Annotated in this window: 24 protein-coding genes; 10 read left to right on the top strand and 14 right to left on the bottom strand. The window is 35.4% G+C overall.

Annotated features, from left to right (window positions below; all coding sequences use genetic code 11):
- Nucleotides 1-35: 35 nt before the first annotated feature.
- The 7 genes from cysD to BC781_RS20515 form a co-directional block, all read right to left on the bottom strand.
- Complete coding sequence (gene cysD / locus BC781_RS20545) at nucleotides 36-941, bottom strand: sulfate adenylyltransferase subunit CysD (RefSeq protein WP_109621417.1); 906 nt, start codon at nucleotides 939-941, stop codon at nucleotides 36-38.
- A gap of 5 nt (nucleotides 942-946) precedes the next feature.
- Nucleotides 947-1540, bottom strand: a complete 594-nt coding sequence (cysC, locus tag BC781_RS20540) for an adenylyl-sulfate kinase (RefSeq protein WP_109621414.1) — start codon at nucleotides 1538-1540, stop codon at nucleotides 947-949.
- Between the two features lie 2 nt (nucleotides 1541-1542).
- Nucleotides 1543-3327: an SLC13 family permease gene (locus tag BC781_RS20535; RefSeq protein WP_109621412.1), complete on the bottom strand. Its 1785-nt coding sequence runs from the start codon at nucleotides 3325-3327 to the stop codon at nucleotides 1543-1545.
- Nucleotides 3328-3552: 225 nt separating this feature from the next.
- Nucleotides 3553-4581 carry a dTDP-glucose 4,6-dehydratase gene (gene rfbB / locus BC781_RS20530; RefSeq protein WP_109621410.1) on the bottom strand — a complete coding sequence of 343 codons (1029 nt, stop codon included), beginning with the start codon at nucleotides 4579-4581 and terminating at the stop codon, nucleotides 3553-3555.
- Between the two features lie 34 nt (nucleotides 4582-4615).
- Nucleotides 4616-5470 (bottom strand): dTDP-4-dehydrorhamnose reductase, encoded by an 855-nt coding sequence (gene rfbD, locus BC781_RS20525; protein ID WP_109621408.1) that lies wholly within the window; start codon nucleotides 5468-5470, stop codon nucleotides 4616-4618.
- Entirely contained in the window at nucleotides 5467-6024 is a 558-nt protein-coding gene (gene rfbC / locus BC781_RS20520; protein WP_109621406.1) for a dTDP-4-dehydrorhamnose 3,5-epimerase, read from the bottom strand. The genes rfbD and rfbC overlap by 4 nt, the downstream gene beginning before the upstream one ends.
- A 95-nt stretch (nucleotides 6025-6119) precedes the next feature.
- Nucleotides 6120-7325, bottom strand: coding sequence for a hypothetical protein (locus tag BC781_RS20515; RefSeq protein WP_109621404.1), 1206 nt, complete (start codon nucleotides 7323-7325; stop codon nucleotides 6120-6122).
- Nucleotides 7326-7518: 193 nt separating this feature from the next.
- Here BC781_RS20515 and BC781_RS20510 point away from each other — a divergent pair, with 193 nt between their 5' ends.
- From BC781_RS20510 to BC781_RS20485, 6 genes are all read left to right on the top strand, one after another.
- Nucleotides 7519-8307 carry a ParA family protein gene (locus BC781_RS20510; RefSeq protein ID WP_109621402.1) on the top strand — a complete coding sequence of 263 codons (789 nt, stop codon included), beginning with the start codon at nucleotides 7519-7521 and terminating at the stop codon, nucleotides 8305-8307.
- Between the two features lie 236 nt (nucleotides 8308-8543).
- A complete protein-coding gene (locus tag BC781_RS20505) occupies nucleotides 8544-12923 on the top strand; it encodes a methyl-accepting chemotaxis protein (RefSeq protein ID WP_109621400.1) in 4380 nt (1459 codons plus the stop codon).
- 71 nt (nucleotides 12924-12994) lie between these two features.
- Nucleotides 12995-13519 carry a chemotaxis protein CheW gene (locus BC781_RS20500; RefSeq protein ID WP_109621398.1) on the top strand — a complete coding sequence of 175 codons (525 nt, stop codon included), beginning with the start codon at nucleotides 12995-12997 and terminating at the stop codon, nucleotides 13517-13519.
- 69 nt (nucleotides 13520-13588) lie between these two features.
- On the top strand, nucleotides 13589-13951 hold the full coding sequence (locus BC781_RS20495) for a response regulator (RefSeq protein WP_109621396.1): 363 nt from the start codon (nucleotides 13589-13591) through the stop codon (nucleotides 13949-13951).
- A gap of 50 nt (nucleotides 13952-14001) precedes the next feature.
- Nucleotides 14002-15729 (top strand): chemotaxis protein CheA, encoded by a 1728-nt coding sequence (locus BC781_RS20490; protein ID WP_109621394.1) that lies wholly within the window; start codon nucleotides 14002-14004, stop codon nucleotides 15727-15729.
- 17 nt (nucleotides 15730-15746) lie between these two features.
- Nucleotides 15747-16412, top strand: a complete 666-nt coding sequence (locus BC781_RS20485; protein ID WP_109621392.1) for a chemotaxis protein CheC — start codon at nucleotides 15747-15749, stop codon at nucleotides 16410-16412.
- A gap of 83 nt (nucleotides 16413-16495) precedes the next feature.
- On the opposite strand, the gene hslU is transcribed toward BC781_RS20485, so the two are convergent.
- From hslU to rnhA, 4 genes are all read right to left on the bottom strand, one after another.
- A complete protein-coding gene (hslU, locus tag BC781_RS20480; protein ID WP_109621391.1) occupies nucleotides 16496-17869 on the bottom strand; it encodes an ATP-dependent protease ATPase subunit HslU in 1374 nt (457 codons plus the stop codon).
- Between the two features lie 141 nt (nucleotides 17870-18010).
- Nucleotides 18011-19072: a type IX secretion system protein PorQ gene (porQ, locus tag BC781_RS20475; RefSeq protein ID WP_158281539.1), complete on the bottom strand. Its 1062-nt coding sequence runs from the start codon at nucleotides 19070-19072 to the stop codon at nucleotides 18011-18013.
- A 71-nt stretch (nucleotides 19073-19143) separates the two neighbouring features.
- Nucleotides 19144-19647 (bottom strand): dihydrofolate reductase, encoded by a 504-nt coding sequence (locus BC781_RS20470; protein ID WP_109621387.1) that lies wholly within the window; start codon nucleotides 19645-19647, stop codon nucleotides 19144-19146.
- A 15-nt stretch (nucleotides 19648-19662) separates the two neighbouring features.
- Nucleotides 19663-20118: a ribonuclease HI gene (gene rnhA, locus BC781_RS20465; RefSeq protein ID WP_109621385.1), complete on the bottom strand. Its 456-nt coding sequence runs from the start codon at nucleotides 20116-20118 to the stop codon at nucleotides 19663-19665.
- A 326-nt stretch (nucleotides 20119-20444) separates the two neighbouring features.
- Between rnhA and BC781_RS20460 the strand changes: the two genes are divergently transcribed.
- The 3 genes from BC781_RS20460 to BC781_RS20450 all read left to right on the top strand — a co-directional run bounded on the left by BC781_RS20460 (nucleotide 20445) and on the right by BC781_RS20450 (nucleotide 22640).
- The gene (locus tag BC781_RS20460) at nucleotides 20445-21206 is read left to right on the top strand and encodes a hypothetical protein (RefSeq protein WP_109621383.1); all 762 of its coding nucleotides are present in this window, start codon (nucleotides 20445-20447) and stop codon (nucleotides 21204-21206) included.
- Nucleotides 21207-21509: 303 nt separating this feature from the next.
- Nucleotides 21510-22406: a lipoyl synthase gene (lipA, locus tag BC781_RS20455; protein WP_109621382.1), complete on the top strand. Its 897-nt coding sequence runs from the start codon at nucleotides 21510-21512 to the stop codon at nucleotides 22404-22406.
- A complete protein-coding gene (locus tag BC781_RS20450) occupies nucleotides 22407-22640 on the top strand; it encodes a cytochrome b5 domain-containing protein (protein WP_109621381.1) in 234 nt (77 codons plus the stop codon).
- Between the two features lie 61 nt (nucleotides 22641-22701).
- Here the strand turns inward: BC781_RS20450 and BC781_RS20445 are convergent, their stop codons facing one another.
- Together BC781_RS20445 and BC781_RS20440 are read right to left on the bottom strand one after the other, a co-directional pair.
- A complete protein-coding gene (locus BC781_RS20445; RefSeq protein WP_109621379.1) occupies nucleotides 22702-23256 on the bottom strand; it encodes an HNH endonuclease in 555 nt (184 codons plus the stop codon).
- A 344-nt stretch (nucleotides 23257-23600) separates the two neighbouring features.
- Nucleotides 23601-24560 (bottom strand): glycosyltransferase family 2 protein, encoded by a 960-nt coding sequence (locus BC781_RS20440; protein ID WP_109621377.1) that lies wholly within the window; start codon nucleotides 24558-24560, stop codon nucleotides 23601-23603.
- A 117-nt stretch (nucleotides 24561-24677) separates the two neighbouring features.
- Here BC781_RS20440 and BC781_RS20435 point away from each other — a divergent pair, with 117 nt between their 5' ends.
- Nucleotides 24678-25505, top strand: coding sequence for a Rossmann-fold NAD(P)-binding domain-containing protein (locus tag BC781_RS20435; protein ID WP_109621375.1), 828 nt, complete (start codon nucleotides 24678-24680; stop codon nucleotides 25503-25505).
- A 68-nt stretch (nucleotides 25506-25573) separates the two neighbouring features.
- Here BC781_RS20435 and rnc read toward each other — a convergent pair whose 3' ends face one another.
- A complete protein-coding gene (gene rnc, locus BC781_RS20430) occupies nucleotides 25574-26311 on the bottom strand; it encodes a ribonuclease III (RefSeq protein WP_394342344.1) in 738 nt (245 codons plus the stop codon).
- Nucleotides 26312-26434 lie beyond the last annotated feature (123 nt).

Here is a 26434-nt window from a genome sequence, read left to right as displayed (position 1 = left end):
ATACTCTCTCGAAAAATGAATAAATTTTCTTAATCCTAGAAATATCCTTGACGCTTACGGTCTTCCATTGCTGTTTCTGATCTCTTATCATCTGCACGATTACCTCTTTCTGTTTGACGTGCTGCAGCAACTTCAGCTACAATTTTAGGTAATGTATCTGCATCAGATTCAAGCCCTCCAGTTATTGTGATATCACCAAGAGTACGGAAACGGATTTTCTTTCTAACAACCTCTTCTCCTGGTCTAAGAGTAATAAACTCTGAATTAGGAATCCAAGTATTGTCTCTCCAAATTACGTCTCTTTCATGAGCAATATAAAGTGATGGAATCTCGATATTCTCTAACATAATATATTGCCACACATCCATCTCAGTCCAGTTACTGATAGGGAATGCTCTAAAGTGCTCTCCTCTATGGTATCTTCCATTAAAGATATTCCATAGCTCAGGTCTCTGATTTTTTGGATCCCATTGTCCAAAATCATCTCTATGTGAGAAGAAACGTTCTTTTGCTCTAGCCTTTTCTTCATCACGACGACCTCCACCAATACAACAGTCTAATTGATTACTCTCAATAGCATCTAATAATGTTGTTGTTTGAAGTGCATTACGACTGGCATCACGTCCTTTCTCTTCTAAAACTCGACCTTCATCGATTGATTCTTGAACTGATCCAACCAATAATCTAGCGCCTAGCTTTTTTACTAAATCATCTCTAAATTTGATCGTTTCAGGAAAGTTATGCCCTGTATCAACGTGTAGCAACGGAAACGGAATCTTAGCAGGAGCGAAAGCTTTACGTGCTAAGTGAGTGACAACAATTGAATCTTTCCCTCCAGAAAATAGAATTGCAGGGTTTTCAAACTGAGCTGCAACTTCTCTAAGGACAAAAATTGCTTCAGCTTCCAATTCTTTCAAGTGCGTCAAATAGTACTTGCTCATTTTATTTATAATTTACTTTTTACAGTTTTCCATAATAATTCAAGAGATTCGTCTGTAGTCATTTCATGTGTTTTTACAACTACATCAGGGTTAAGAGGCTCTTCGAATGGAGCACTAATACCTGTAAAGTTTTTAATTTCTCCATTTCTTGCTTTTTTATATAAGCCCTTAACATCTCTTTGTTCACATACTTCAATAGGGCAGTTGACAAAAACTTCTACAAAGTTTTCCTCTCCAACTAATTCTTTAATTTTATCTCTATCTTCTCGATAAGGAGATACAAAAGCTGCCATAACAACAGTCCCTGCGTCAATAAATAACTTTACAATCTCCCCTATTCGACGTAGGTTTTCTTTTCTACTTTCTTCAGAAAAATCTAAATCAGTATTAATACCTTTTCTAATATTATCCCCATCCAATAAATACGTATGGATGCTTTTCTCATGTAATTTAACCTCTAAATTATTAGCTAAAGTTGACTTTCCAGAACCTGAAAAACCTGAAAACCATACAACAAAGGACTTATGTTTTAATTGCTTATTTCTATCTTCTCTAGATATAGAAAGTTTATGAGGGATAATATGTAATTTTTCAGCCATAATTAGATTAGTTGATATTTAGATACTAAATAAACAATACAAGTAATAATATAAATTAAAGTTAAAGGCGACCCTACCCTTAAGAAATCTTTAAAACGATAACCTGCAGCACTTGTCACCAATAAATTAGTTTGATAACCAATAGGAGTCATAAAAGCAGCTGAAGCAGCAAATGCTACACCTAAATAAAAAGGTTCTCCTTCTATACCAAATTGTTGGGATATTGAATAAGCTAAAGGAAATGCTACTGATACCGCAGCTACATTTGTTATAAAAGATGTCAATAATATTGTTAAAATCATTAACCCTACAAGAATTGCAGAGTTTCCATAAGGTGCTAAAACCAATAATAAATTTGAGGAAATTAATTCTGCTGCCCCTGATGACAAAAATGCTTCTCCTAAAACTAATGACCCTACTAATATAATTAACAAATCTAGATCTATCTCTTGTCGTAATTTATGTAACGATGTTATACCTAAAAAGAGAGCTCCTAAAATGATACCTAATAAACCTGAAAATAAGTCTAATGTGCCACTCAACAACAAAACTAACATTAACATCGAAAAACCTATAAAATACTTAAGATTTTTATGTGCTTTTATATTTACTTCACTGCTATCTGAAATGATATAAAAATCTTTTTTCAAAGCGACCATAGCACCTGCTTGACCTGTAACAAGCATTAATAAGTCTCCTCGTTTAAAAATCATTTCACCAATTTTCCCACTCAGTTTTTCACCATTTCTATGAATGGCAATAATCGCCGCATTATATGCTTTCCTAAAATTTGTATCCTTAATTCTCTTTCCCTCTAAGACAAAATTATAAGGAACAGATACCTCTAAAAGATGCATCTGGTCATTCAAATTAAATTTGACATTTTTTGCCAGAGTAAGCTCATTATTGTGCTTTAAAAAATCTAAAATTTCATCTCCCCGACCAGTAAAAATCAATCGATCTCCTTTTTCAAATACAAAATTGGGGACATGAGCAACAACATTATATATTCGTTCTCCCCTAATAACTTCTATTAAAGTTACTCCAGCATATTTTCTAAGTTGCGTATCAAAAAGAGTTTTCCCCACATAATTTGAACGCTCAGTCAATTGCGTTTCAACAAAGTACTCTCTATATTGATTTTCTGTTTGCTGAAGGGGTAAAGTTAAATGTCCTAAACGATCGTACCCATAAAAAAACATATACACTATCCCCAAAATTGATACGAGTATACCTAACCCCATAAAATCTACAAAAGATAATAAAGGCTCATTATATGTTTCCAAAAAACCATTTAACACAAGATTAGTGGAAGTTCCCACTAATGTAATCATACCTCCAAGAATTGCAGAAAAGGATAATGGCATAAGAAACTTTGCCGGAGACACACCTAATTCTTTTGCTTTTCTATAAACTAAAGGCACCAACATAACAACTATTGGTGTATTGTTAAATACAGAGGATAAACCTGCTACTACAGAATTCATTACTACTAAAAACGCCTTAGGTGTTTTGAGACGTGAGGTAGACTTATGAAACCAGTTTACAATATTAAAATTTTCCTTAATGATTGATGACAACATAATCATCAAGAAAATTATTAAAATCTGCTTATTTGCTAGATTATTAACTACTTCCTTTGTACTGATAACTCCCAATATAACTAATAGAGATACCGCTGCTATAAAAACTAGTGACGGAAGATATTTATCACGAATAAGCATAATAATCATTACTGAAAGAACAGCAAGAACTAAATATGCATTTAAAGGCTCTGAAAACTCCAATACATTATCAAATTACCAAGTCTTATTTTTCCAAGACTTATTGAAGTAAAACGAATACTCTACAAATTTAGTAGAGTTTTTTATTAGGGGCAAAAAATATTGATATTAGATTAAATAAATAGCTGAACTGCAGTAAAATTATAATTTTTAAATAATTTATAAAAAACAATAAGAGATATTATCAATGGATACTACCTCTTATTGTTTAAAATACTTAAGTAACTACTATACGCTAAATTCTTGATATTGATTCAAATACCAATCAACTGTCTTTTCAATTCCTGTTTCGAAATTCTCATCAGCCTTCCACCCTAATTCACTTTCAAGCTTAGTTGCATCAATTGCGTACCTTCTATCGTGACCAGGCCTATCTTTAACAAAGGAAATTAATTCTTTGTAAGATTTACCACTTTCTAAAGGCTGTTTTTGATCTAAAAGCTCACAAATATGATTTACGATGTAGAGATTATCTCTTTCATTGCGCCCTCCAATATTATATGTTTCTCCAGATCGACCTTCATGATAAACTAGATCAATTCCTTTACAATGGTCTAAAACATATAACCAGTCTCTAATATTTTTTCCATCACCATAGATTGGAATTAGTTCTTCTGATAAAGCCTTACGAATGATGGTCGGTATTAATTTCTCTTTATGCTGTTTAGGGCCATAGTTATTAGAACAATTCGTTGTCACTACATTCATTCCATAGGTGTGAAAATACGAACGCACTAGCATATCTGAAGAGGCCTTAGACGAGCTATATGGACTATTTGGCGCATAAGGTGTTTCTTCTGTGAATAACCCCGTTTCACCCAAAGTACCATACACCTCATCAGTTGAGATATGATGGAATCTACAATTCGAAAACTCCTCTTTGTAAGTAAAAGGGGCATTCATCCAATACTTTCTAGCCACATCAAGCAATGTGAATGTACCATTGACATTTGTCTTCACAAAAGCTTCTGGTCCTGATATTGAATTATCTACATGAGACTCAGCAGCAAAGTGGATAACACCTTCAACATTGTATTCTTCAAAGATATATTCTACTAATTCTCTGTTACAGATATCTCCTTTGATAAATTTATATCGAGGGTGATTTACTTCTATCTCAGCTAAATTTTCAAGATTTCCAGCGTAAGTCAATAAATCTAGATTGATAATAAAATATTCATTGTATTTATTGAGAAAATAAGGAACAAAATTAGCGCCTATAAAACCAGCACCACCAGTTATAAGAATACTTTTCATTGATCTCTAAACGTTATAAAGTTATATTTTTAGGTTATAATAGTTCTAAGCATTTAACTAAGCTCTCACGCCAATAAAGAATTTCCTTACCGAATGTCTTTTCTATTTTAGATTTATCCATCACACTATAATGCGGTCTTTTAGCTGGCGTTGGATAGTCAGTAGTTGGAATAGGACTAACTTTTACATCAATATTTTTAATATCAAATATTTGTTTTGCAAAATCATACCAACTTGCAACTCCCTGATTACTAAAATGGTAAACACCAAAATCATTTCCTAAATGAGCTCCAATCATATGTAGGACATATTCTGCTAAATCGCGAGCGTAAGTAGGCGACCCAATCTGATCAGAAATGATATTCAAACGATCTCTTTCTTCACCTAGACGCAACATCGTCTTCACAAAATTATTACCATAAGAAGAATATAACCAAGAAGTCCTGATAATAAAATATTGATCTAATACTTCAGCTATCCGGTTTTCTCCTCCTAATTTTGATTCTCCATAAACAGAAATTGGATGTGTTAAATCTGCCTCAGTATAAGGTTTAAAATTATTCCCTTCAAAGACAAAGTCCGTTGAAATATGAAATAATACAACACCAAATTCACTACATGCCTTAGCTAAATTTTCAGCTCCAAATTCATTTATCTGATGTGATAATTCTACTTCGGCCTCAGCCTTATCTACTGCAGTATAAGCGGCACAGTTCACACAAAAATCAAACTTATTTACAGAAAAATAAGTCATCAAAGAATCAAGGCTAGTTATATCTAAGTCATTAGCATCAGTAAATACAAACTCAAAGCTATCATTCTTTTCAGATAGCCACTTAAACTCATTCCCTAACTGGCCATTCCCTCCTGTTATAAGGATTTTTTTCATGATAATTTGGTATTTTTAAAGTCTGATAAACTAGGTAATTTTTGGTCTTTCTCTGAAATAATCATTTCACTTTGAGGAATTCCCCAATCAATGTTTAAGTCTTTATCATTATAAAAAATCCCACCTTCATAAGATGGTGCATAATAATTATCACACTTATAAAAAAATTCTGCAGACTCACTTAAGACAACAAATCCATGTGCAAAACCTCTTGGTACAAAAAATTGCCTTTTATTATCTGCACTCAATTCAACTGCTTCATACTGACCATAAGTTTCAGATTCTTCACGCAAATCAACTGCAATATCTAAAACTCTGCCCGATAATACTCTTACTAATTTCGCTTGGGCATATTCACCAAATTGAAGATGTAAGCCTCTTAATACTCCATATTTTGAGCTAGACTGATTGTCTTGAACAAAATCAATATCTAAACCTGTCTCTACTTTAAACTTTTCTTTATGAAAGCTCTCAAAGAAATACCCTCTTTCATCTCCAAAAACCTTAGGTTCAATAATGTAGCAATCTTTTAATTTGGTCTTAATGATTTCCATAAATGAAAATATATTACAGTAATTATTTTATTCTATACTTTAAACATAAAAAAAAGCCCACGTAAACGTGAGCTTTTATTTATTTTTATAAAGCATTATGCAGTTTTTCTTCTTTTTAAGCTATATAAAATAGTTGTTAAAACTGTACCCAATGCAAATGCTAGAATGATCGGAATCAATAAATGTCTCATTCTTGGAAATACAGGCTTATTAATAGCCGCAAAGTTCTCAATAACTTGAAGCTTATATTCCATTAATTCCAATTTTTTAATGATTGATCTCTTTTGAGCATCTATTTCTTTCAACTTATTGAAAGGTAAAGTTGGTTCTATCTCCAATTTTCTATTTTCACTCAAAATAAGACCGCCTCCTGTTTCAATACCTGATTGTTTTACATAAAAGTCATCTTTCTTATTTTCTGTATCACCAATTCGATTCATTACAACTAATCTCAATGAATCCATAAGTGATTTTTCTGCATCTAAATCTCTTAGACTTTGCTTAAGTAATGCTTTCTCAGCCTTAACTTGACGATCTAACGGTTCATTTTCAGTAAGAAGTGAAAATAATCCTTCCTCTAGTTCAGGTAATACTTTATTATCTTTTACCTCTGCAAAGATTTTAAAATATGGGCTTATAGGAGCCTTAATTACTGTTGAATCATTTACAATAGAATCTGCTTTCTGTAAATATTCTTCATACTTTATCCCTGAGATCAATGAAGCAGTTTCTTCTGAGACACCAATTCGTTGAGCTAATGCAGAATTACTATTTGTTTCAGCTAACTCATCAAGGGTTAAAACCATACCTTTATACACATCCTTATACCCCACATTTTCAGTGACTAATGTAATATGTGACTTATAAGTTGGCTCTGCAGTTGTAAAAATAAATCCTCCTACCGCGGCTCCTAATCCAGTTAAAATCAATAGTAATAACCAATAATTAGCAATACCATTAAAATAGGTTGAAACAGATCTAGTAAACCAGTTTCCAGCTGTAGTTAAAGTAGTTTCAGTTGCGAGTAAGCTTTCTTTAGATTTGTTTAATAAAGCAGACTCTAATGAATCTATCTCTTCATTATTAGCATTTTTCTTCTTAAGAAAGGACGGTAAAAGTGCAGTTAAATCGATTTCATCTTCTTTACGCTCTTTTTCTTTTGCTATGACCTCATACTGTTTTAGTAACATGTCATGTTGCTTTAGAATAATGTCATGAAGAGCTACATCTTTCTTTTCCAAATTTGGATTATTTACCTCTGAGTTAGATAAATTATCTTGAGATAGGTTATTTTCTTTCATTTTATACTAAAAATTCAAACCAAAAAATAATCGGTCTTGATATGAGAAAGTAAATCACATTAAAAACGTTACGCTACAAAACTACAAAAAGTCATTAATATTTCTATCTGAGATTGGATTAAAAAAAGATGAATTGTAGCAAAAATGTAGGTTTTAACAATTTCATTCCACTCAAACTTAAGATATAGGACATATGACACCCTCTACTAATATTATCTCTATCATCAATCAGAAAGGTGGAACTGGAAAAACTACAACTACCACTAACTTAGCTAAAGCCTTACAAAAAAAAGGATATAAAATTTTAACGATAGACGCTGACCCACAAGCTTGTCTAAGTTTTCATTTTGGAATTCAGAATGTAGAATCAAGAAATTTAACTCAGCTAATTAAAGGTGAATGCTCTATTCAAGAAATCATCCAAGAAAAAGAAGGGATTGACATTATTCCCTCAAATATTAGCCTAGCTGAAACAGATATGTTCCTCCATCACACGAAAGACAGGGCATATATAATTAAAGAACTTATCTCTGAAATTGCATTTAACTATGATTTCATCTTAATCGACTGTGCTCCTTCCCTCTCTTTTTTAACTATAAATATGTTATCAGCCTCTAATGGTGTTTTAATCCCATTACAACTTGAAGTTTTAAGCCTTCAAGGACTTTCTTTGATCATTGATACAGTTTTTCAAGTAAAAGAATCTTATAATTCGTCGTTATCTATACTAGGAATACTACCAGTTATGGTAGATTACAGAAGAAATATCACCTCAGAAATTCTAGACTATCTTCAAAATCATTTTGGTATAAGAATTTTCAAAAATCGAGTACCTGTGGATGTTCGAGCAGTAGAAGCCCCAAGCTTTGGACAATCCGTTATTGAATATGCACCAAATTCAACGAGTAGTTTAGCATATCAAGCTTTTGCAAAAGAATTACTCAAACTTCAAACAGATAATTCAATTCTCGCCTCTAACTAACTTTTCATTAAATAGTTTCCAAAACAACCAGATAAAAACACTACAATCTTTTGTAATAACTTACAAACGCTTTAGTCTTTTAGCTAAAAGCAGTAAAATGTAGCATCAAAATTACTGATAGGGAACTTTTCTCAGAACCTTTTCACCTAATAACCTTGTGATAAGTTCCTTACACTAACTCTACTATCAAAGGGGTTTTTCCCTTGACTATTATTAAACCCATAAAAGTTACTCAGATGGCTCTTGGAGACAATATCAAAAAAGATGGACACACACCTAAAAAAGGAATTGATTTAGATAAACCTGTTCCTCCCAAAGATGAGATAAGTAACGAAGGTCAAAAGTTTCTTAAAGAACTAAAGGCCAAATCTAACATACTTGATAGAGCTGCTCTTGTATCTGAATCCGATTTATATGGAAATGTTTTAGCTGTAAATGACAAATTCTGTGAGATTTCTGGTTATGCCAGAGAAGAAATTGTGGGTAAACCTCACAGTACTGTAAGACACCCCGATACTCCTAAGTTAGTCTTTAAAGAAATGTGGGAAAAGATCCAAAATGGAGAAATTTTCCAAGGGATCATCAAGAATAAAAAGAAGAACGGAGAACCATACTGGGTAGATGCTACAATTGCGCCTGTATTAGATGAAAACGGAAAACCTTACCGATATATAGGAATCCGATTTGATCTAACAGAAAAAATGCTGCAAGAACGTGAGTTGACTGCGAGAGACTCCATTCTTGATCGTGCTGCACTTATTTCTGAATCGGATCTTTACGGAAATGTTCTTTCTGTAAACGATAAGTTTTGTGAAGTCTCTGGATATGCAAGAGAAGAAGTAGTTGGAAAGCCACACAGTGTTGTTCGTCACCCCGATACACCTAAATCTGTTTTTAAAGAAATGTGGGAAACCATACAGGCGGGTAAAATCTTCCAAGGGACGATTAAGAATAAGAAAAAGAACGGTGAACCATATTGGGTAGATGTAACTATTGCACCACTTCTCGATGATACAGGAAAGCCCTACAAATACATCGGTATTCGTTTCGATATCACTGAACAAAAGTTGAAAGAAATTGAGATGGATAGCCAGTTGCAAGCTATTGGTGCTGCCAATACGCAACTTGACATGGATATGGATGGAAACATTACGCTTTCTAACGAACTTTGGAGAGAAACATTAGGATATTCTGAGGCAGAAATGTTTGGCAAAAACTATAAAATGTTCTGTTTTAATGAATTCATAAATTCTCACGAATACGGCACACTTTGGAATGAGTTGAAAAAAGGAAACTCTCAAAGAGGCGTTTACAAAATGAAACATAAAAATGGTGAACATCGCTGGTTAGAATGTTCTTTCTCCCCAATTACCGACCTCGATGGTGTCCCATATAAAGTTTCTGTATTCGGACAAGACGTAACAGCTCGTAGAAAAGCTAATGCGGAAAACCGTGGTAAAATTTCTGCCGTTGGTCAGTCCAATGCCATGATTGAATTCAATCTTGATGGAACGGTCATAACAGCAAACGAACTTTTCAGTGACACTCTTGGATATTCGTTAGCTGATATCGAAGGACAACACCATAGAATGTTCTGTGAACCTGAGTACGCAAATGGCATCGAGTATAAGCAATTTTGGGAAAAACTAAATCGGGGTGAATTCGCACAGGGTACTTATAAACAAATCGATAAGTTTGGAAATCATATTTGGTTAGATGCTACCTATAGCCCTATTGCTGATGACGAAGGAAATCTCTTCAAAGTTGTCATGTTCTCTAGGGATGTTACAGCGCGTAGAAAAGCCAATGCGGAAAACCGTGGTAAAATTGCAGCAATGGGTGAATCAAATGCAATGATTGAATTCAACCTTGACGGAACAATTGTTACAGCAAATGAGCTATTCTGTAAAACTACTGGTTATTCACTGAATGAAATCCAAGGACAGCACCACAGAATGTTCTGTGAGCCAGAATATGCAAATAGTGTTCAATACAAGCAGTTCTGGGAAAAGCTAAATCGGGGTGAATTTGCTCAAGGAACTTATAAACGTGTAAACAAACTAGGAAATCATATCTGGCTAGATGCAACTTACAACCCCATTACAGATGATGAAGGTAAATTCTTTAAAGTTGTAAAGTTTGCTCGTGATGTAACCGAACGTAGAAAAGCCAATGCGGAAAACCGTGGTAAAATTTCTGCCGTTGGTCAGTCCAATGCCATGATTGAGTTTGAACTTGATGGTACTATTCTCAATGCAAATGAGCTATTCTGTAAAACGACGGGCTATACTCTAAATGAAATCCAAGGACAACACCACAGAATGTTCTGTGATTCAGAATATGCAAACAGTATAGAGTACAAGCACCTTTGGGATAAATTAGCTAGAGGTGAGTATGTTCAAGGCACTTTTAAACGTATTGACAAACAAGGGAATGAAATATTCCTAGATGCCACTTACAACCCAATCGCTGATGATGAAGGTAATCTTTTCAAGGTTGTAAAATTTGCTCAAGATGTAACTTCAAGAAGACTTCGTAATGCTGAAAACCGTGGTAAAATTGCTGCTATTGAAAACTCATATGCTGTAATTGAATTTAACCCTGACGGTTCTATCATAAAGGCAAATGATCTTTTCTTACAGACTGCAGGATATCAACTTTCAGAAATTGAAGGACAACACCACAGGATGTTCTGCCTTCCTGAATACGCAAACTCTGTAGAATACCGCAATTTCTGGGAAAGACTTGGGCAAGGAAAGTTTGAAAAAGGAGTTTACAAACGTGTAACCAAAGCTGGAAAAGAAATTTGGCTTGAAGCAACCTACAACCCTGTTTCTGATGATGATGGAAACATGTTTAAAGTCGTAAAAATTGCACAAGATGTAACCGAAAGACGACTTGTCAATGCTGAAAACCGTGGAAAACTTGCCGCTATTGATAAATCACAAGGTACGATCGAGTTTAACATGGATGGTACGATTATCAATGCCAATGAAAACTTCTTGAATGTCATTGGCTACACCATAGATGAAATCAAGAATCAGCACCATAGAATGCTTTGCGATCCAGAATACGGCGCTTCACAAGAGTATAGTATGTTCTGGACGAAACTAAATAGAGGTGAATATGCTCAAGGTGAGTATCAGAGAGTAGGAAAAGGAGGCAAAGAAATTTGGATTCAAGCCACTTACAACCCAATTAAAGACCACGATGGCAAAGTCTATAAAGTAGTAAAATATGCTACCGATGTCACTGACTTTAAGCTTGCATTCAATGCCTTATCTGAATTCTTAAGTGAGTTGAAAAAAGGTAATTTCGATGCAGAAATTAACTTAGGTGACTTGAAAGTGAGATCAGATATCGCCCTCATGATTGAGAACAATAAAGCTTTGAGGGATAACCTAAGAGAAGTAATTCTTGAAATTAACCGTGTAGTACAACTTGCAGGAAATCAAGGAAAGCTTCAAGAGAGATTGACAATTAAGGGAGTTGAAGGTAAGTGGAAAGAGCTTATCGATTCATTGAATGACTTGTTGAGTGCCATATCTGAACCAATTTTGGATATCAACGATATTCTAGGAAAAATGGCTAATGGAGACCTTACTCCAAGATTTGTAAGACAAGCCGCTGGTGATGTAAAAGAAATGGGTGGTTCTCTTAACTCTGCCCTAGAAAGCTTGTCACAACTACTTACTGAAATCGGAACAAGCTCTGTGACAGTAAATGATTCATCTACAACCATGCTGAAGAAATTCCAGTCAATGGAAGATAACACAGGTTCCGTAGTATCTTCTATTGGAGATATTTCAGAGGGTATGAAAATTCAGGTAGGTAAAACAGATGAAGCATCTACACTGGTAAAAGGTATCTTGAAAGCCGCTGAGGACACTGGAGGAAAAGCCGAAATTATTACACAATCTGCAGAAGGTGGTATGGAAGCATGTCAGAATGGTATGACCATTATCAAACAGCTAGTTTCCAACATGAACGATATTGAATCTTCAGCTCAATCTACATCAGGCTCAATTGAGGTATTGACTGAACGTTCTGAAGAAATCTCAAGAGCACTAAACGTAATTCAAGATATTGCAGCTCAAACCAACCTACTAGCATTGAACGCTGCTATTGAGGCAGCAAGAGCCGGAGATGCTGGTCGAGGATTCGCCGTTGTAGCTGAAGAGATTCGTAAACTAGCTGAAGACTCAAGAAAATCTGCGGTTGGTATTGAGAAGGTAATTCAAGATGTTCAAAAGGACGTTTCGTCTGCATCTAAGGCTATAGGAAACATGGAATCTTCAGTAAAAAATGGAAACCTAGCAACCAATGATGCCTCAGATGTATTCAAATCTATCCTAGATTCGAGCCAAGAAACACTGACCCTTTCAAAAGATGTACTTGAATCTACAAACAGTCAGAAAGGGGCTATTGATGAAGTCGTGAAAAACATACAAGAGATCGTTCAAATTTCGGAAACGTCAGCAAAAGGTACAGATCAAGCATCTGGTGCAGCGGGAGAATTGAATGATTCGGTACAAGAATTGGGTATCACAAGTACAGACCTTGAAAAACTTGCCCAAGAATTGAATATGAATATCAGTAAGTTCAAATTGAAGTAATATCAGAGGGCGATACTGGGCTGCCTCTAGTTTTGCAGCTCAGTATTATTTTCATCTAACCTTATCATTTTATGCAAGAAGAAATCAACCTAGAACGCCCTCAAGATCTTCAGCAAGAAAATGCTGGAGAAATGAATCAGATCATTGTATTTAAACTTGGAGATGAAGAATACGGATTATTCATCGATCAGATCAAGGAAGTTGTTCTTACCCCAAAAATTTCCAAAATTCCACTTACACCCAAGTTTATAAAAGGAGTAGCCAACATACGTGGTAATATTCTAGCCATCATTGATCTCGAAGAAAAGTTTGCTCTAAAAACTGACAGTGACATTCCACAAGAGGAAAAATCGAACTACACTCTGGTTGTAGAAAGTAAAGAATACAATATGGCAATCTTAGTCAAAGAAGTGCCTAATACACTTTCAGTAGCTACTGCTGATATTGATTATACTCCAAATATTATCAATGATAGCACTCAAGAACATCAATATATCAATGGTGTAATCAAACTAGAAAATAGACTGATTATTTTAATTGACCTTTTTAAAGTCATTTCTAAAGAAGATATCAGTTCTACCATGTCTAAAGCATAATAGACATTCTGATTACATCGAACCTAATTCATTTAAAAAATCCATTTTCAAAACAACCCAAATTAACCGATGAGTAAGAAAGTATTGATTGTCGATGATTCTCTTTACATGAGAACAATAATTAAAGATGCTCTTAGTAGTCAAGGACACGAAATTGTAGGACAAGCAGCCAATGGTGAAGAAGCAATCGACATGGCTCTAGAGTTATCTCCAGACCTAATAACATTAGACAATATCTTACCAGATATGCTTGGTCTTGACATCTTGAAAACATTAAGAGAGGAAGAACTTCAAGCAAAAATCATTATGATCAGTGCCGTTGGACAGCAGTCTGTAGTAGATGAAGGATTAAAACTAGGTTTAGACGACTATATCGTTAAACCATTTACCCCAGAGCAACTCAACGAAACTGTTGATAAAGTTCTTCAGTAAATCGTCTCACACGATCCTTTGTTCTCCCTGCCATTTTTAACCCTGTAGCCATGAACTCAAAAGACGAAGAGCTTAAACAGATCTTCTTTGCTGAAGCACTTGATAATTTCGAAGAGCTCAACCGTTTATTTACCGAACTAGAAAAAGAGCATTCCAACAAAAATGCTATTGAAGCTGTATTTCGTATTACGCATACACTTAAAGCTAATGCGGCTGCAATGGGCTTTGAGGCAATCGCTAGTTTGGCACACCTACTTGAGGACATTTTCAGTGAGATCAAGAATAATCGGATGGAGCTCACCACCGCTATTTTCAATGATCTCTTTAGAGCTGTTGATAAGTTGGGAGAACTTATTCAAGGTGTAAAAACAGACGAAAGTGTTTCATACAAGGGAATTGAAGCAAAGCTGAAAATCATTTTACGGAAAGTAAAAGAGATTCCTGTTCCTGAACCAAAATCAGACAATAGCAAAAAGCAAGAAAAAGAAAAATTAGATAAACTAAACGAAGAAGTAAAAGAAGCTAAAAAGTCTTCTTCTCCTCAAATCAGTTTTTCAGATCTTGTTCAAGTACCTGTCAATAAACTCGATAATCTTCTTAACCTTGTTGGTGAATTAGCTATCGAGAAAGACCGTCTGATTACTGTTTACGGACAAAAAGGAGGGAATGACTTTGCCAGACTTTATCGGATTTCTTCCGATCTCCAATACTCTGTTATGGGAGTTCGTTTGGTTCAGATCAATGTTCTTTTCAATAAATTTCACCGAATAGTCAGAGACGTAGCCCAATTGGAAAACAAGAAGGTGAATCTCGTTCTAGAAGGTACTGAAATTGAAATTGACAGAAACATTCTTCAGATTATCAGTGATTCTTTAATCCACTTAGTTAGAAACGCAGTCAGTCATGGATTAGAAAGTAAAGAGGAAAGAGAAAAAACGGGTAAAAACGAAGCAGGTACACTAACTCTTAGAGCCAATAACGATAAAGATCATGTCATTATCGACATCATTGATGATGGGAAAGGAATTGATGCTAATATCATTCGAAAGAAAGTTTTAGAAAAAGGCTTGATTACAGCTGATATAGCAAATACAATTTCCGATGACGAAATCGTTAAATACATTTTTGAACCAGGGTTTTCAAGTAGAGACACTGTCTCTGAAATCTCGGGAAGAGGTGTAGGCATGGATGTTGTCAAAAGAGCCATCGATTCCATCGGGGGAAAAATCACCTTTGAAACCGAGGTAGGAAAAGGAACTACTTTCAGTATGTGGTTACCTTCATCTATGGCTGTAAAAAGTGCCTTACTTTTCATACTTGGTGGTGCAGAGTTTGCCATTCCTCTTTCGTTTACAGAAGCTGTAATTTCAGTCAAAAAATCTGAAGTACATAAAGTGGGCAACGGGCTTGTTGCTACTCACCTTGATGAAACTATAGCTGTAGTATTTCTCAATGATATTTTTAGAGCTTCATCTGTAGAAGAGCTTTACTCTGAAAATATCCTGCATAAGACCTACGATAGCTACGCAAACGATGAAAAACTCTACCTTATTGTCGTTTCTGCTTACAATAAAATGGTTGGCTTTGTAGTTGATAAACTACTCCAACAAAAAGAAATTATTGAAAAACCACTTGGTAAACCTGTGGAAAATGTCCGCTTTATTAGCGGTGCCACGATCATGGGAAATGGAAATGTTTGTCTAACTTTAGATATACCATCCATTTTAGAATATCTGTTCAACTCTTCCACAGCAAAATTAAAGACCTTAAACTCCTAGTTATTTCTCATTAGATTATGAATACATTTTTCACAGAGAACCAAAAACTTTTAATAGGCAATATCCAAATCATCGCCTTGAACCATATCGCCCATTCTCTTTCAAAAATGTTAGGAGATGAGGTCTTTGTAAAATCTTATTCCGAAATCGCTTTTGATAAATTAGAGGATGCCCTAGCACATTATAATCAAGAATCATTTTATGTTTTAGGGACTGACATAAAAGGTAAATTTTCGGGTGCGACATACCTTCTCGTTAATCAAGTGAATGAGAAAAAAATCTGTGAGAAGCTTGTCCCTGCCAATATGCTTGGTCATCAAGAAATGAGAGATGCAATGCTCATGGAGCTAGATAATATCGTTATTGCAAGTTATGTCACAAAATGGGCAAATCTTGCTGATGCTGATATATATGGTTACGTCCCTTCTCACGAGGTATTAAATAGACAGGCTTTTGAAATCAAACTTAAAAAGTTAATTTCTGAAGACGATAAAGTTTACTTCTGTAAAAGTCACCTCTATGCCTTTAAATCGGGAATTGAATTCGAACTCTACTTCCTATTTGATAAGACTTTTGTTCCTATCATTTCTGGATTCGACATTAACAATAGCTATGTTGGAGACGAAGAACGTCCTAAAAAAGAGATGGAGAAAAAGAAAAGTTTCCTTCAACGTTTATTCTAAAAAATATATTTCTTGTACTAGAAATAAAAAGACCTTCCAATTTTAACTGGAAGGTCTTTTTAGTTTTATGACTAATTCCCAAATTAGAGAATGTATTGGCTCAAATCTCTGTTCTGCACAAGCCCTGATAATCGCTCATTTACCATATCTTTAGTAACCACGATTTTTGCATTAGGTCCAATTTTATCTGGAACTTCAAATAATAACTCATTCAATAAATGACTCATTACAGTATGCAAACGACGTGCTCCAATATTTTCTACTTCAGAGTTAATATGATAAGCTACTTCTGCAATTTCTTCCAACGCATCTTCATTGAATGTCAACTCTACGTCTTCCGAAGCTAAAAGTGCTACATATTGTTTTGAAAGAGCATTTTTAGGTGCTTTCAATATTCTGAAGAAATCTTCTTTAGACAAGCTATCCAATTCTACTCTGATAGGGAAACGTCCTTGAAGTTCAGGAATCAAATCTGATGGTTTCGCCATATGGAAGGCTCCAGCAGCAATAAATAAGATATGCTCTGTGTGAATAATACCGTATTTTGTATTTACAGCACTTCCTTCTACAATTGGTAATAAGTCTCTTTGTACTCCTTCACGGCTAACATCAGGTCCTCCTTTAGAAGCTGATCCTACAGCTACCTTGTCAATCTCATCAATAAAGATAATACCTGTATTTTCTGTTTTGAAGATAGCCTCTTCTTTCACCTCATCCATATCGATGAGTTTTGTACTTTCTTCCTCAATCAGAAGTTTACGAGCTTCAGCAATAGAAACCTTTCTCTTTTTGCTTTTCTTAGGCATCATACCACTGATCATTTCTTGAATATTCATCATAGAAACTTCATCAATGGCTCCACCAGAAATCCCTACGTTTGGTGCAGGATTTTCTACTGTGATATCTATTTTTCGATCTTCTAGCTCTCCGTTTTTCAATTTTTCACGGAAACGCTCACGAGTTTTTTCGTTTAGCTCATGATCTGGAGACTCATACTCTCCTTCTTTGACTACTACTCCTGTTGTTTTCAGCGGAGGAATAAGCGCATCAAGGATAATGTCTTCAACTGTCTGAGCAACTTTCTCCTTAACCTCTTTCTGCTTTTGCTCTTTGACCATGCTGACAGCTTGCTCAGCCAAATCTCTGACCATGCTTTCAACATCTCTACCTACATAACCTACCTCGGTAAACTTGGAAGCTTCAACTTTAACGAATGGAGCTTTCGCGATATTGGCAAGTCTTCTGGCAATTTCTGTTTTACCAACCCCAGTTGTACCGATCATCAAAATATTGTTAGGCATGATCTCCTTCTGAATTTCATGGCTCACGTTCATACGTCTCCAACGGTTTCGAAGTGCGATTGCGACATTCTTTTTCGCATCGTTTTGCCCAATAATATATTTATCTAGCTCTTCTACAATCTGTCTTGGGGTTAAGTATTTTTCTTGTTCCAGCATGTATCAAATATTTAGAGAATTTCAACACAATATATTTTTCTTTGTGCAGAACACAACCTTAAATGGCAAGATTGTTAACGATCAAGCATTTAATCATTTTAGGATACAATCTTAGCTGAGAATTACTAAATAGAAGGGATGTTATTCTACAACTACCTTTTTTCTTTTCTTCTTAGAAAAACTTGCGGTATTTACGCTCAAAGTTAGTGTATTGGTTGCGCCAGCCTGATGGTAAACGGCATTGGCATAAGTTATTCTCCAATTAGAGAATTTTAAATCACCTCCAAAGCTAAAGCCTGAAAGTCCTCTTCGGTCTTCATGGCTAATCTCTTGTCTTCTCTGGATATTGTACCCCATACGAAGGTTCAGCACTTTTCCCAACACAAATTCTCCTCCAACTATAAAATGCCTTGCCAATTTGTCAGCAAACCCGACAGTATTGTCTGTTTGCTCCCCTAAACCATTATCTTGGTTGTCATCTTTAGGGTCATCGTAGGCAATATCAAAGTTGTTGAATTGCTTATAAGTAACTGAAAATCTTACAGGCATTTTTTCGGGCTTGAAAGTCATCCCTGCCGTAATATCAAAAGGAGTACTTAACTCTTCTGATACAAAATTTGAGAATGCAAAACCAAAATTACTGAAAACAAGACCCAATGTGAGGTCTTTCGTTGGGTGAGTAAATGTACCTCCAATATCAAACATCAAGGCTGACGAACGATACTGCTCTATAGCTGTTTGAGCATATTTTAGGTTTACTCCCATTGAGAAAAAAGATAACTTATGAGATAAACCCAATGTTATGAGGGCATCAGAAGCATTAAAACTTCCTGTTGGATTCCCCACTTCGTCATAACCAGGTATTGTACCTTGATCGAGGTATAAAGCTCCAAATCCTAATTGAAAGTCATTCGGTAAGCTATAGCTGTATACAACTTGGCTACCTGTTGACGTAAAATAATCTATATAAGAAAATGCTAATTGTTGGTGCTCTTGTGATGTGAGCAAAGATGGGTTATATAAAAACATACTCACATCCTCATTGTAAGCAGATACATTTACACCTCCTAAACTCGCAACTTTTGCATCAAATGGCATTTGTACAAACTCGAAAGAATGTTGTCCTCCATTTTGAGCAAAAACTAGATTTGCGGATAATAGAAAAAAGGTATAAAGTAAATGGCGTGTAAAAGACATGAGCATAAAAAATACTTCTAGAAAACAGTTTACTCCCATTCTTATTCAGAAAAGTAGAACAGGAGCATTTATATCAATTACTTTCGTTCGTATTTCACGAAAGCATAGTTTACTTTATTCTTCTCATCTTTTGAAAAATCGAAACGGCTGATTTCTTCCCAATTTTCCATCATAACAGAAGGGAAATAAACATCTCCTTCAAATGAGTCTTTAACTTCTGTGATATATAAAACGTCTACTAAGTCTATCGACTGCTCGTAAACTTGTGCTCCTCCAATAATAAATGCTTCATCTTCGCCTGCGTCTTTTGCATAAGCAATAGCATCTTCGATACTATGTACACACACACAACCGTCTGCATAGTACTCTCGGTCACTTGTTACAATAATATTAGTACGGTTAGGAAGTGGTTTACCGTTTCGGTCTACGATAGACTCGAAGGTTTTTCTTCCCATAATTACATGATGCCCTTCAGTTTGTTGTTTGAAGTGTTTCAGATCGGCAGGCAAATACCATGGAAGTTTGTTTCCATTCCCGATCACGTCATTTAGTGCTTTGGCAACAATAATCGATGTATTCATATTTAAAATCACTGATTAAGACTGTTCGTAGCCTTCGTCTATTTTCAAGTTTGATTGTTTAGCCGCTTCTGTGGCCAATTGGTCACAGCGTTCATTTTCTGGAATTCCAGCATGACCTTTTACCCATTTCAGATGTACCGTATGATACTGGGCTACATTGGCATACCTAATCCATAAATCTTTGTTTTTTTTCCCCTTAAAATCTTTCTTGATCCATCCCCACAACCAACCTTTTGTCACTGCATTGACCACATAAGAGGAATCTGAATGAATAGTAATTTCTTGTTTTCCTACTTTTAGTGCCTCTAGTGCCTTGATCACTGCCAAAAGCTCCATTCTGTTGTTTGTTGTTAATCTAAAACCCTCAGAAATTTCTTTCCTCAGATTATGTTTTGGAGAAATTAAGACGACACCATATCCTCCAGGACCAGGGTTTCCCGAAGATGCGCCATCAGTATATGCAATAATCATAATGTAAAGATAGGAATTATACTTTCAGAACTAAACATTTTATTAGTTTCTGTATTTAAGCAAACTCGCATTGCAAAAGGTACAGATACCGGATTTAATTGAAGTGAACTAGTCAAGAATTTACCTTATCGAATTGGCTTAAATTTTACAGATACATTACACCTATAACATATCGTTTTCTTCGGCAATGATAGTACTATTACTTAATTATCTAGTATAAAGAAAATACAATCAGCCTAAAATATTGACCAACTCCATCTTAGTCACTAAGTTATAAACAATTCAAATTCTATAAAAAACTAGAACCCAATTTAGCCCCAAATATAATGAAACCCATATTGCTATATCTAATTTTCTGCGGACTCTTTTTTATTCATTTTCAATCCTCAGCTCAACTTAAACCTCAACCGGAGGCTGAAGACGAAAACTATGAAAAAGAATGGGCAATTGGTCTGAATATGAATACCAATGCAGGACTTATAGGAGGTGTCAATATCCGTTGGTCTCGAAAAACACTCTTCAATAGAACCCCTACGGGAGAAAATTCTTACCATCATATTTCATTGGAGATGGTAAATGTAAAACATCCGAAAGAAGAACAGCAAACCAGTGCCTTTACAGGTAACTCTTTTATTCTTAGAAAAACCAATTATTTATTCTCTATAAGACCACATTTCGGTAGAGAATGGATCCTATTCCGTAAAGCAAAAGAACAAGGCGTCCAAGTTAATGCAATTGTTGCAGGAGGTCCTTCCATCGGAATTGTTGCTCCATACCTTATTCGGGTAGCTAGCGGAAGTGGAGAAGAAGAAGTTCAATACGACCCAGAGGTTCATACAAATTCCAATGAAATACGAGGCGTTGGCTCTATTTTCAAGAGTCTTGGTCAATCTAGTATTACAGCTGGAGTTTCGGCTAAAGCATCTGTTGTTTTTGAACTCGGATCATCAAACCGAAGTACTTCTGGCTTTGAAGCTGGAACGATGATCGAATATTATCCTGAACAAATAGAAATAATGGCTGTACCCGATAACTATCAATTTTTTACATCCATTTTTCTAATTTTCTTCTTCGGAGCACGAAAATAGTCTGAAAAAAACTTATCTATCTAATCTATTCAGAGACATCATCGGCATAAAACCTGATTTTGTCTCTTTTTTACGCATCTCTTTCAGTTTTAAAATTTGATTACAAAACCTTCTGTCCGTACTTTTGTTTAATTGTATGAGATTTGAATTTTTCAATGTCTCAACAAGACTTTCAAGTGTTCAAGCACTAGATAATCAACATTTAAGATGAGAGCTATAGGTGTTGCTCAGAAAAGAATTGTTTAACCTTGCTATACAGCATGACAGTTCTACAGCTCTACACCTAATTTAAATAGATGAACTATGATTGAGTTACCTGTAATTGGTTCGGAAGAAAATAAAGTAAAGAGAACGAGAAAACCTGATTGGCTTAGAGTAAAATTACCAGTAGGAAAAGAGTATGCCGACGTTCGTAAGTTGGTAGACCAACACAAACTTCACACAATTTGTGAAAGTGGTAACTGCCCCAATATGGGTGAGTGTTGGGGAGCTGGTACTGCTACATTCATGATCTTGGGTAATATCTGTACTAGAGGTTGTTCTTTCTGTGCTGTAGCAACAGGACGTCCGACTGAATACGATGAAGACGAACCAAGAAGAGTAGCGGATGCTATTCAGAAAATGAAGGTAAAACATGCTGTAATCACTTCTGTAAACCGTGATGAGCTAAAAGACAGAGGTGCCGAAATCTGGTATCAAACCGTTGTTCAAACAAAGCAAATTAGCCCTTCTACAACTATTGAAACGCTAATTCCTGATGTAAGAAATAACTGGGATGCACTTTATCGTATGATTGAAGGCGGACAAGAAGTTGTTTCTCACAATATGGAAACGGTAAAAGAGCTTTGCCGTAAAGTAAAACCTCAAGGTAAATACGAGAGAAGTTTAGAAGAACTGCGTCGTATTAGCGAAGCAGGAAAGAGAACAAAAACAGGTGTGATGCTTGGACTTGGTGAAACTGAGGATCAAGTTTTCAGAATTATGGATGATTTGGCTGAAGCAGGAGTACACATCCTTACTTTGGGGCAATATCTTCAACCAACTAAAATGCACATTGAAGTTGCTGAATTCATTCACCCTGACAGATTTGAGTTCTATAAAGAAGAAGGACTGAAAAGAGGAATTACATATGTTGAATCTGGACCATTGGTAAGATCTTCTTATCATGCAGAGAGACATGTAAATGTGCCTTTAAAATAAATGGAATTACCTCTTTATTCTAAAGCTCAGCTTGCACTTCGTAATGGCGATGACCGAGAAGAAATCTGGTGTGCCTACAAAGGGCTAATCTATGATGTTAGTAAATCTAGGTTGTGGCGAAACGGAAAGCATTATGAGCATTGGGCTGGTCAAGATCTGACAGAAGAACTTGCAGATGCTCCGCATACAGAACATGTATTCGACAAATTCGACCCGATTGGTCGTTTGAAATAAATAAATCCCCTTGCTTGATTTCATTAAATACAAGTAAGGGGATTTTTCTTTTACTAGACCTTTACTCTGTTAGTAAAGTATCTTCAGCAATTTTATTCATACTCTTCGTTTTCCCGAAAAGCTCTTCAGATTTTTTATTATAAGCATCTGCGGCTTCCTCAGCAGTTGGAAACAAGCCCAAATCAAATCGATCATTTGTCGTGTAGATAACAGCTCGAAAGCTATTTTTACTTACCTGTACAACTCCTCTGTATCCTGTCTTGTTATTGTGTTTTTTCTGGTGTCTTCTCAGCTCAGACATTGTAGTCCATTCCAAATTCTTCACACGACAGTCCAACGGATTTCCATTGATAAATCTGACAAATAAACGCTTCTCTACATCAGGTTTCTCAACATACTTTTCAGCTACAAGCTTATGCAAATAGATGGTTACATTTTTATACCCTTTTTTAATTGGGTAATTTCTCTGAAAGAACGCATAGCCATTTGAGTGCTGCCTCAAATTTTCTAATAGTTTGATTTCCTTATAATATTCATTTTTTTCAATGAACTCATAAGCCTCATCTGAAAGAATAACATGTTTGTCTGCATTCTTCAGTTTCACTTTATAAAGCATATATAATAGGTCTGTTAGTTAAAAAATTAGTAACCTGTATTTCACCCCAAAAAGAAGTCCTAATGAATGGTGATTTTCAGACTCCTAGTTTTATCATTAAGTAAATAATTGTGTAAAGTCTCTCAGAAACTACTCATGGTGTTCATAGTTTTTGATGACTATCCATACAGGATACAATCGAAATGAATTTTACCCTACCTTTTTATATCACTTTTTTAATATATTTTTTAAAATAAAAGTAAAAGGCAATATGAAATCAATCATATTGCCTTTTAAGAAAGTGAGTTGAAGACTATTCAATAGTTCGTGTACTCACTGTTATTTATCAATGTAGTTTAGCAAGATCAAATACGATCCTTTACTTTATAATCATTCCTATTTGGTGTATTTAAGGCTATTAGTTCAGCTAGGAAGCCTGCCAAAAATAATTGTGTACCAATAATTATAGCTGTAATTGCTAAGAAAAATAGCGGCTGTTCTACCACCTCTCTTTGAATTGGCAACATCATATACGAGCGATACATTTTATCTAAAATAAGGTAAGCCATAAAGCCAAAACCAACGATAAAACTCAACACTCCAAATGTTCCGAAGAAGTGCATCGGTTTTTTCTTAAATCTTGAGACAAAAGAGATCGATAGCAAATCTAAGAAACCATTCATAAAACGGCTCAAACCAAACTTGGTCACTCCATACTGTCTGGCTCTATGCTGTACGACCTTTTCTCCAATATTTTTGAAACCTACCCACTTTGCGATCACAGGAATATATCGATGCATTTCGCCATACACTTCAATATTCTTTACCACATCTCTCTTATAAGCCTTCAGTCCGCAGTTAAAGTCATGTAACTCAATACCCGACATCTTACGAGTAGCTGCATTAAATATTTTTGTTGGAACTGTTTTCGTAATCGGATCATAACGTTTCTTCTTCCATCCCGAAACCAAATCATAATTCTCTTCCATAATCATTCGGTAGAGGTCTGGAATTTCGTCTGGGCTATCTTGTAAATCCGCATCCATTGTGATCACGACATCGCCCTGAACCACTTGAAATCCTGAATGAAGTGCTGCTGATTTCCCGTAATTTCTCAAGAATGAAATACCCTTTACGTAAAGGTTTTCTTTCTGTATTTCTTTAATAACTTCCCAAGAACGGTCTGTACTTCCATCATCAACTAAAATCACTTCATACAAATACCCTTTCTCCGTCATTACTTTGGAAATCCAAGAGACCAATTCAGGTAAAGATTCTTCCTCATTCAGTAGAGGTACGACTATCGATATATCTAAATGTTGCATGTTCAAACGTTTGATCGAATCAAAAATAAAAAAAGGAAATGTATATCAGAAAAATACAATCTATATTTATGAGATTACCAAATACATAGAGATTATCATCCATCACAAACTAGGATTATGACATCAAAAAACATTGCAATTATTGGCTGTGGTTGGTTAGGGACTACCTTCGGAGAATATATGAGTCAAAAAGAATACGAAGTAAAAGGGTCAACGACCACAGAAGAAAAACTTACTTTGCTTTCTCAAAAAGGGATTAATTCTTTCTTATTAGATATTGATACTTCCGAATTAACAGACTGGCAATCATTTTTAGATGTAGATGTTTGTCTGATACTTCTTCCTCCTAAAAGAGATATTGATGGAGCAAATGTTTATAAAAAACGACTAGAAAAGCTTCATGAGATCATCTCTTCCTCATCAGTGAATAAAGTTATACTAGTGAGTTCCACATCGGTTTACCCAGATAATCAGAAAGAAGTGGATGAAAGTTGTACAGACTTTTCGCCTAGTCCTAACGGAGAAGCTTTGAGAACGATAGAGCAATTATATTTACAAACCGATAAACTAGATACTACTGTATTACGATTCTCTGGACTAATTGGAGGAGATAGAGTACCTAAATACAGTCTTAAAAAAGGAAGATTTCACAAGATTTGGAATGCACCAATGAATGCCGTGCATAGAGATGATTGTATTCAAGTAATGGAAGAGATCATCAAACAAGATGTTTGGAATGAGATTTTTAATGTTTGTGCTCCCGAACACCCGATACGAAAAGACTACTACACTGAAGGCGCAAAAGCTGCTGGACTACCTTTACCAGAAGTTCCTGATGCAACAGACAATCCTCCTTACAAAATTGTAAACTCAGATAAGGTTGTAAACCGACTTGGGATTAAATGGAAATACCCAAACCCTATGGCGGTTGCTACTCAACAATAATTTGGTTCTAAATGAAAAAATCCCCTGAAGACTCCATCTTCAGGGGATTTTTTTGGATACTGTACTCACTATGGAATGTCTAATGCTTCACAAGCTTTTCGGGCAGCATCTTGTTCCGCTTTTTTCTTGCTGAAACCATTTCCTGTTGCTACCACTTCACCATCTACACTCAAATCCACTTTAAATTGCTTGTTGTGTTTTGATCCACGTGTTTCTGAGATATTGAACTCTACTTTGTGATTCAGCTTTTGTGCCCACTCAATCACCAAACTCTTAAAGTTTGTAGTAGTCTCAATCACCGCCTCAATATCATAGTGTTGCATGAGCAACTTTCTAATAATGAATCGGCGAGTGAAATGAAAGCCCTTATCTAGATATACCGCCCCAATGAAGGCTTCCATGGCATCTCCGTAGATCGACTTGTGAGATAGATTCGAACGTTTGCGTCCTTCGAACTCCACCAATTGACTCAAACCAATTTTTACTGCCAATTTGTTCAGCGATTCTCTGTTCACGATACGTGACCTTATCTCGGTCAAAAATCCTTCATCTTTAAAAGGGTAACGTTTGAACAAATACTCCGCGACTATGGCTCCTAGTACAGCATCGCCCAAATATTCTAAGCGTTCATTGGATTCTTTGAATCCTTTGACTGTCTCCGCAGCTACCGAGCTATGTTTCATAGCCAAACGGTATAATCGGATATTGTAAGGCCTTCTACCTGTAATTCCAGTTACAGCCTTATCCAATTTGCGGTCTTGCTCGGAATACCTGATAAACCATCGTTGAATAATTTTGAGCAACACTAAATTCAATTTAATTGATTAATGTCTTCCGTTAAAACAGTTCCCAAATTAGGCATAAGTCTCGAAAAGTCTCAATTATTTAAACTAATATTTATGGTCAGTCAAAAAAATCTTGCATTTTAC

The organism is Sediminitomix flava (genome assembly GCF_003149185.1).
GTDB lineage: Bacteria > Bacteroidota > Bacteroidia > Cytophagales > Flammeovirgaceae > Sediminitomix > Sediminitomix flava.
The sequence above is the reverse complement of the archived record's forward strand: the minus strand, read 5'-3'. Positions and strand labels throughout refer to the sequence as shown.

Bases quoted from the DNA above. Each gene is read 5' to 3' on its own strand.
- cysD (WP_109621417.1), bottom strand. From the start codon at position 941: ATGAGCAAGTACTATTTGACGCACTTGAAAGAATTGGAAGCTGAAGCA.
- cysC (WP_109621414.1), bottom strand. From the start codon at position 1,540: ATGGCTGAAAAATTACATATTATCCCTCATAAACTTTCTATATCTAGA.
- rfbB (WP_109621410.1), bottom strand. From the start codon at position 4,581: ATGAAAAGTATTCTTATAACTGGTGGTGCTGGTTTTATAGGCGCTAAT.
- rfbD (WP_109621408.1), bottom strand. From the start codon at position 5,470: ATGAAAAAAATCCTTATAACAGGAGGGAATGGCCAGTTAGGGAATGAG.
- rfbC (WP_109621406.1), bottom strand. From the start codon at position 6,024: ATGGAAATCATTAAGACCAAATTAAAAGATTGCTACATTATTGAACCT.
- BC781_RS20515 (WP_109621404.1), bottom strand. From the start codon at position 7,325: ATGAAAGAAAATAACCTATCTCAAGATAATTTATCTAACTCAGAGGTA.
- BC781_RS20510 (WP_109621402.1), top strand. From the start codon at position 7,519: ATGACACCCTCTACTAATATTATCTCTATCATCAATCAGAAAGGTGGA.
- BC781_RS20505 (WP_109621400.1), top strand. From the start codon at position 8,544: ATGGCTCTTGGAGACAATATCAAAAAAGATGGACACACACCTAAAAAA.
- BC781_RS20500 (WP_109621398.1), top strand. From the start codon at position 12,995: ATGCAAGAAGAAATCAACCTAGAACGCCCTCAAGATCTTCAGCAAGAA.
- BC781_RS20495 (WP_109621396.1), top strand. From the start codon at position 13,589: ATGAGTAAGAAAGTATTGATTGTCGATGATTCTCTTTACATGAGAACA.
- BC781_RS20490 (WP_109621394.1), top strand. From the start codon at position 14,002: ATGAACTCAAAAGACGAAGAGCTTAAACAGATCTTCTTTGCTGAAGCA.
- BC781_RS20485 (WP_109621392.1), top strand. From the start codon at position 15,747: ATGAATACATTTTTCACAGAGAACCAAAAACTTTTAATAGGCAATATC.
- hslU (WP_109621391.1), bottom strand. From the start codon at position 17,869: ATGCTGGAACAAGAAAAATACTTAACCCCAAGACAGATTGTAGAAGAG.
- porQ (WP_158281539.1), bottom strand. From the start codon at position 19,072: ATGCTCATGTCTTTTACACGCCATTTACTTTATACCTTTTTTCTATTA.
- BC781_RS20470 (WP_109621387.1), bottom strand. From the start codon at position 19,647: ATGAATACATCGATTATTGTTGCCAAAGCACTAAATGACGTGATCGGG.
- rnhA (WP_109621385.1), bottom strand. From the start codon at position 20,118: ATGATTATTGCATATACTGATGGCGCATCTTCGGGAAACCCTGGTCCT.
- BC781_RS20460 (WP_109621383.1), top strand. From the start codon at position 20,445: ATGAAACCCATATTGCTATATCTAATTTTCTGCGGACTCTTTTTTATT.
- lipA (WP_109621382.1), top strand. From the start codon at position 21,510: ATGATTGAGTTACCTGTAATTGGTTCGGAAGAAAATAAAGTAAAGAGA.
- BC781_RS20450 (WP_109621381.1), top strand. From the start codon at position 22,407: ATGGAATTACCTCTTTATTCTAAAGCTCAGCTTGCACTTCGTAATGGC.
- BC781_RS20445 (WP_109621379.1), bottom strand. From the start codon at position 23,256: ATGCTTTATAAAGTGAAACTGAAGAATGCAGACAAACATGTTATTCTT.
- BC781_RS20440 (WP_109621377.1), bottom strand. From the start codon at position 24,560: ATGCAACATTTAGATATATCGATAGTCGTACCTCTACTGAATGAGGAA.
- BC781_RS20435 (WP_109621375.1), top strand. From the start codon at position 24,678: ATGACATCAAAAAACATTGCAATTATTGGCTGTGGTTGGTTAGGGACT.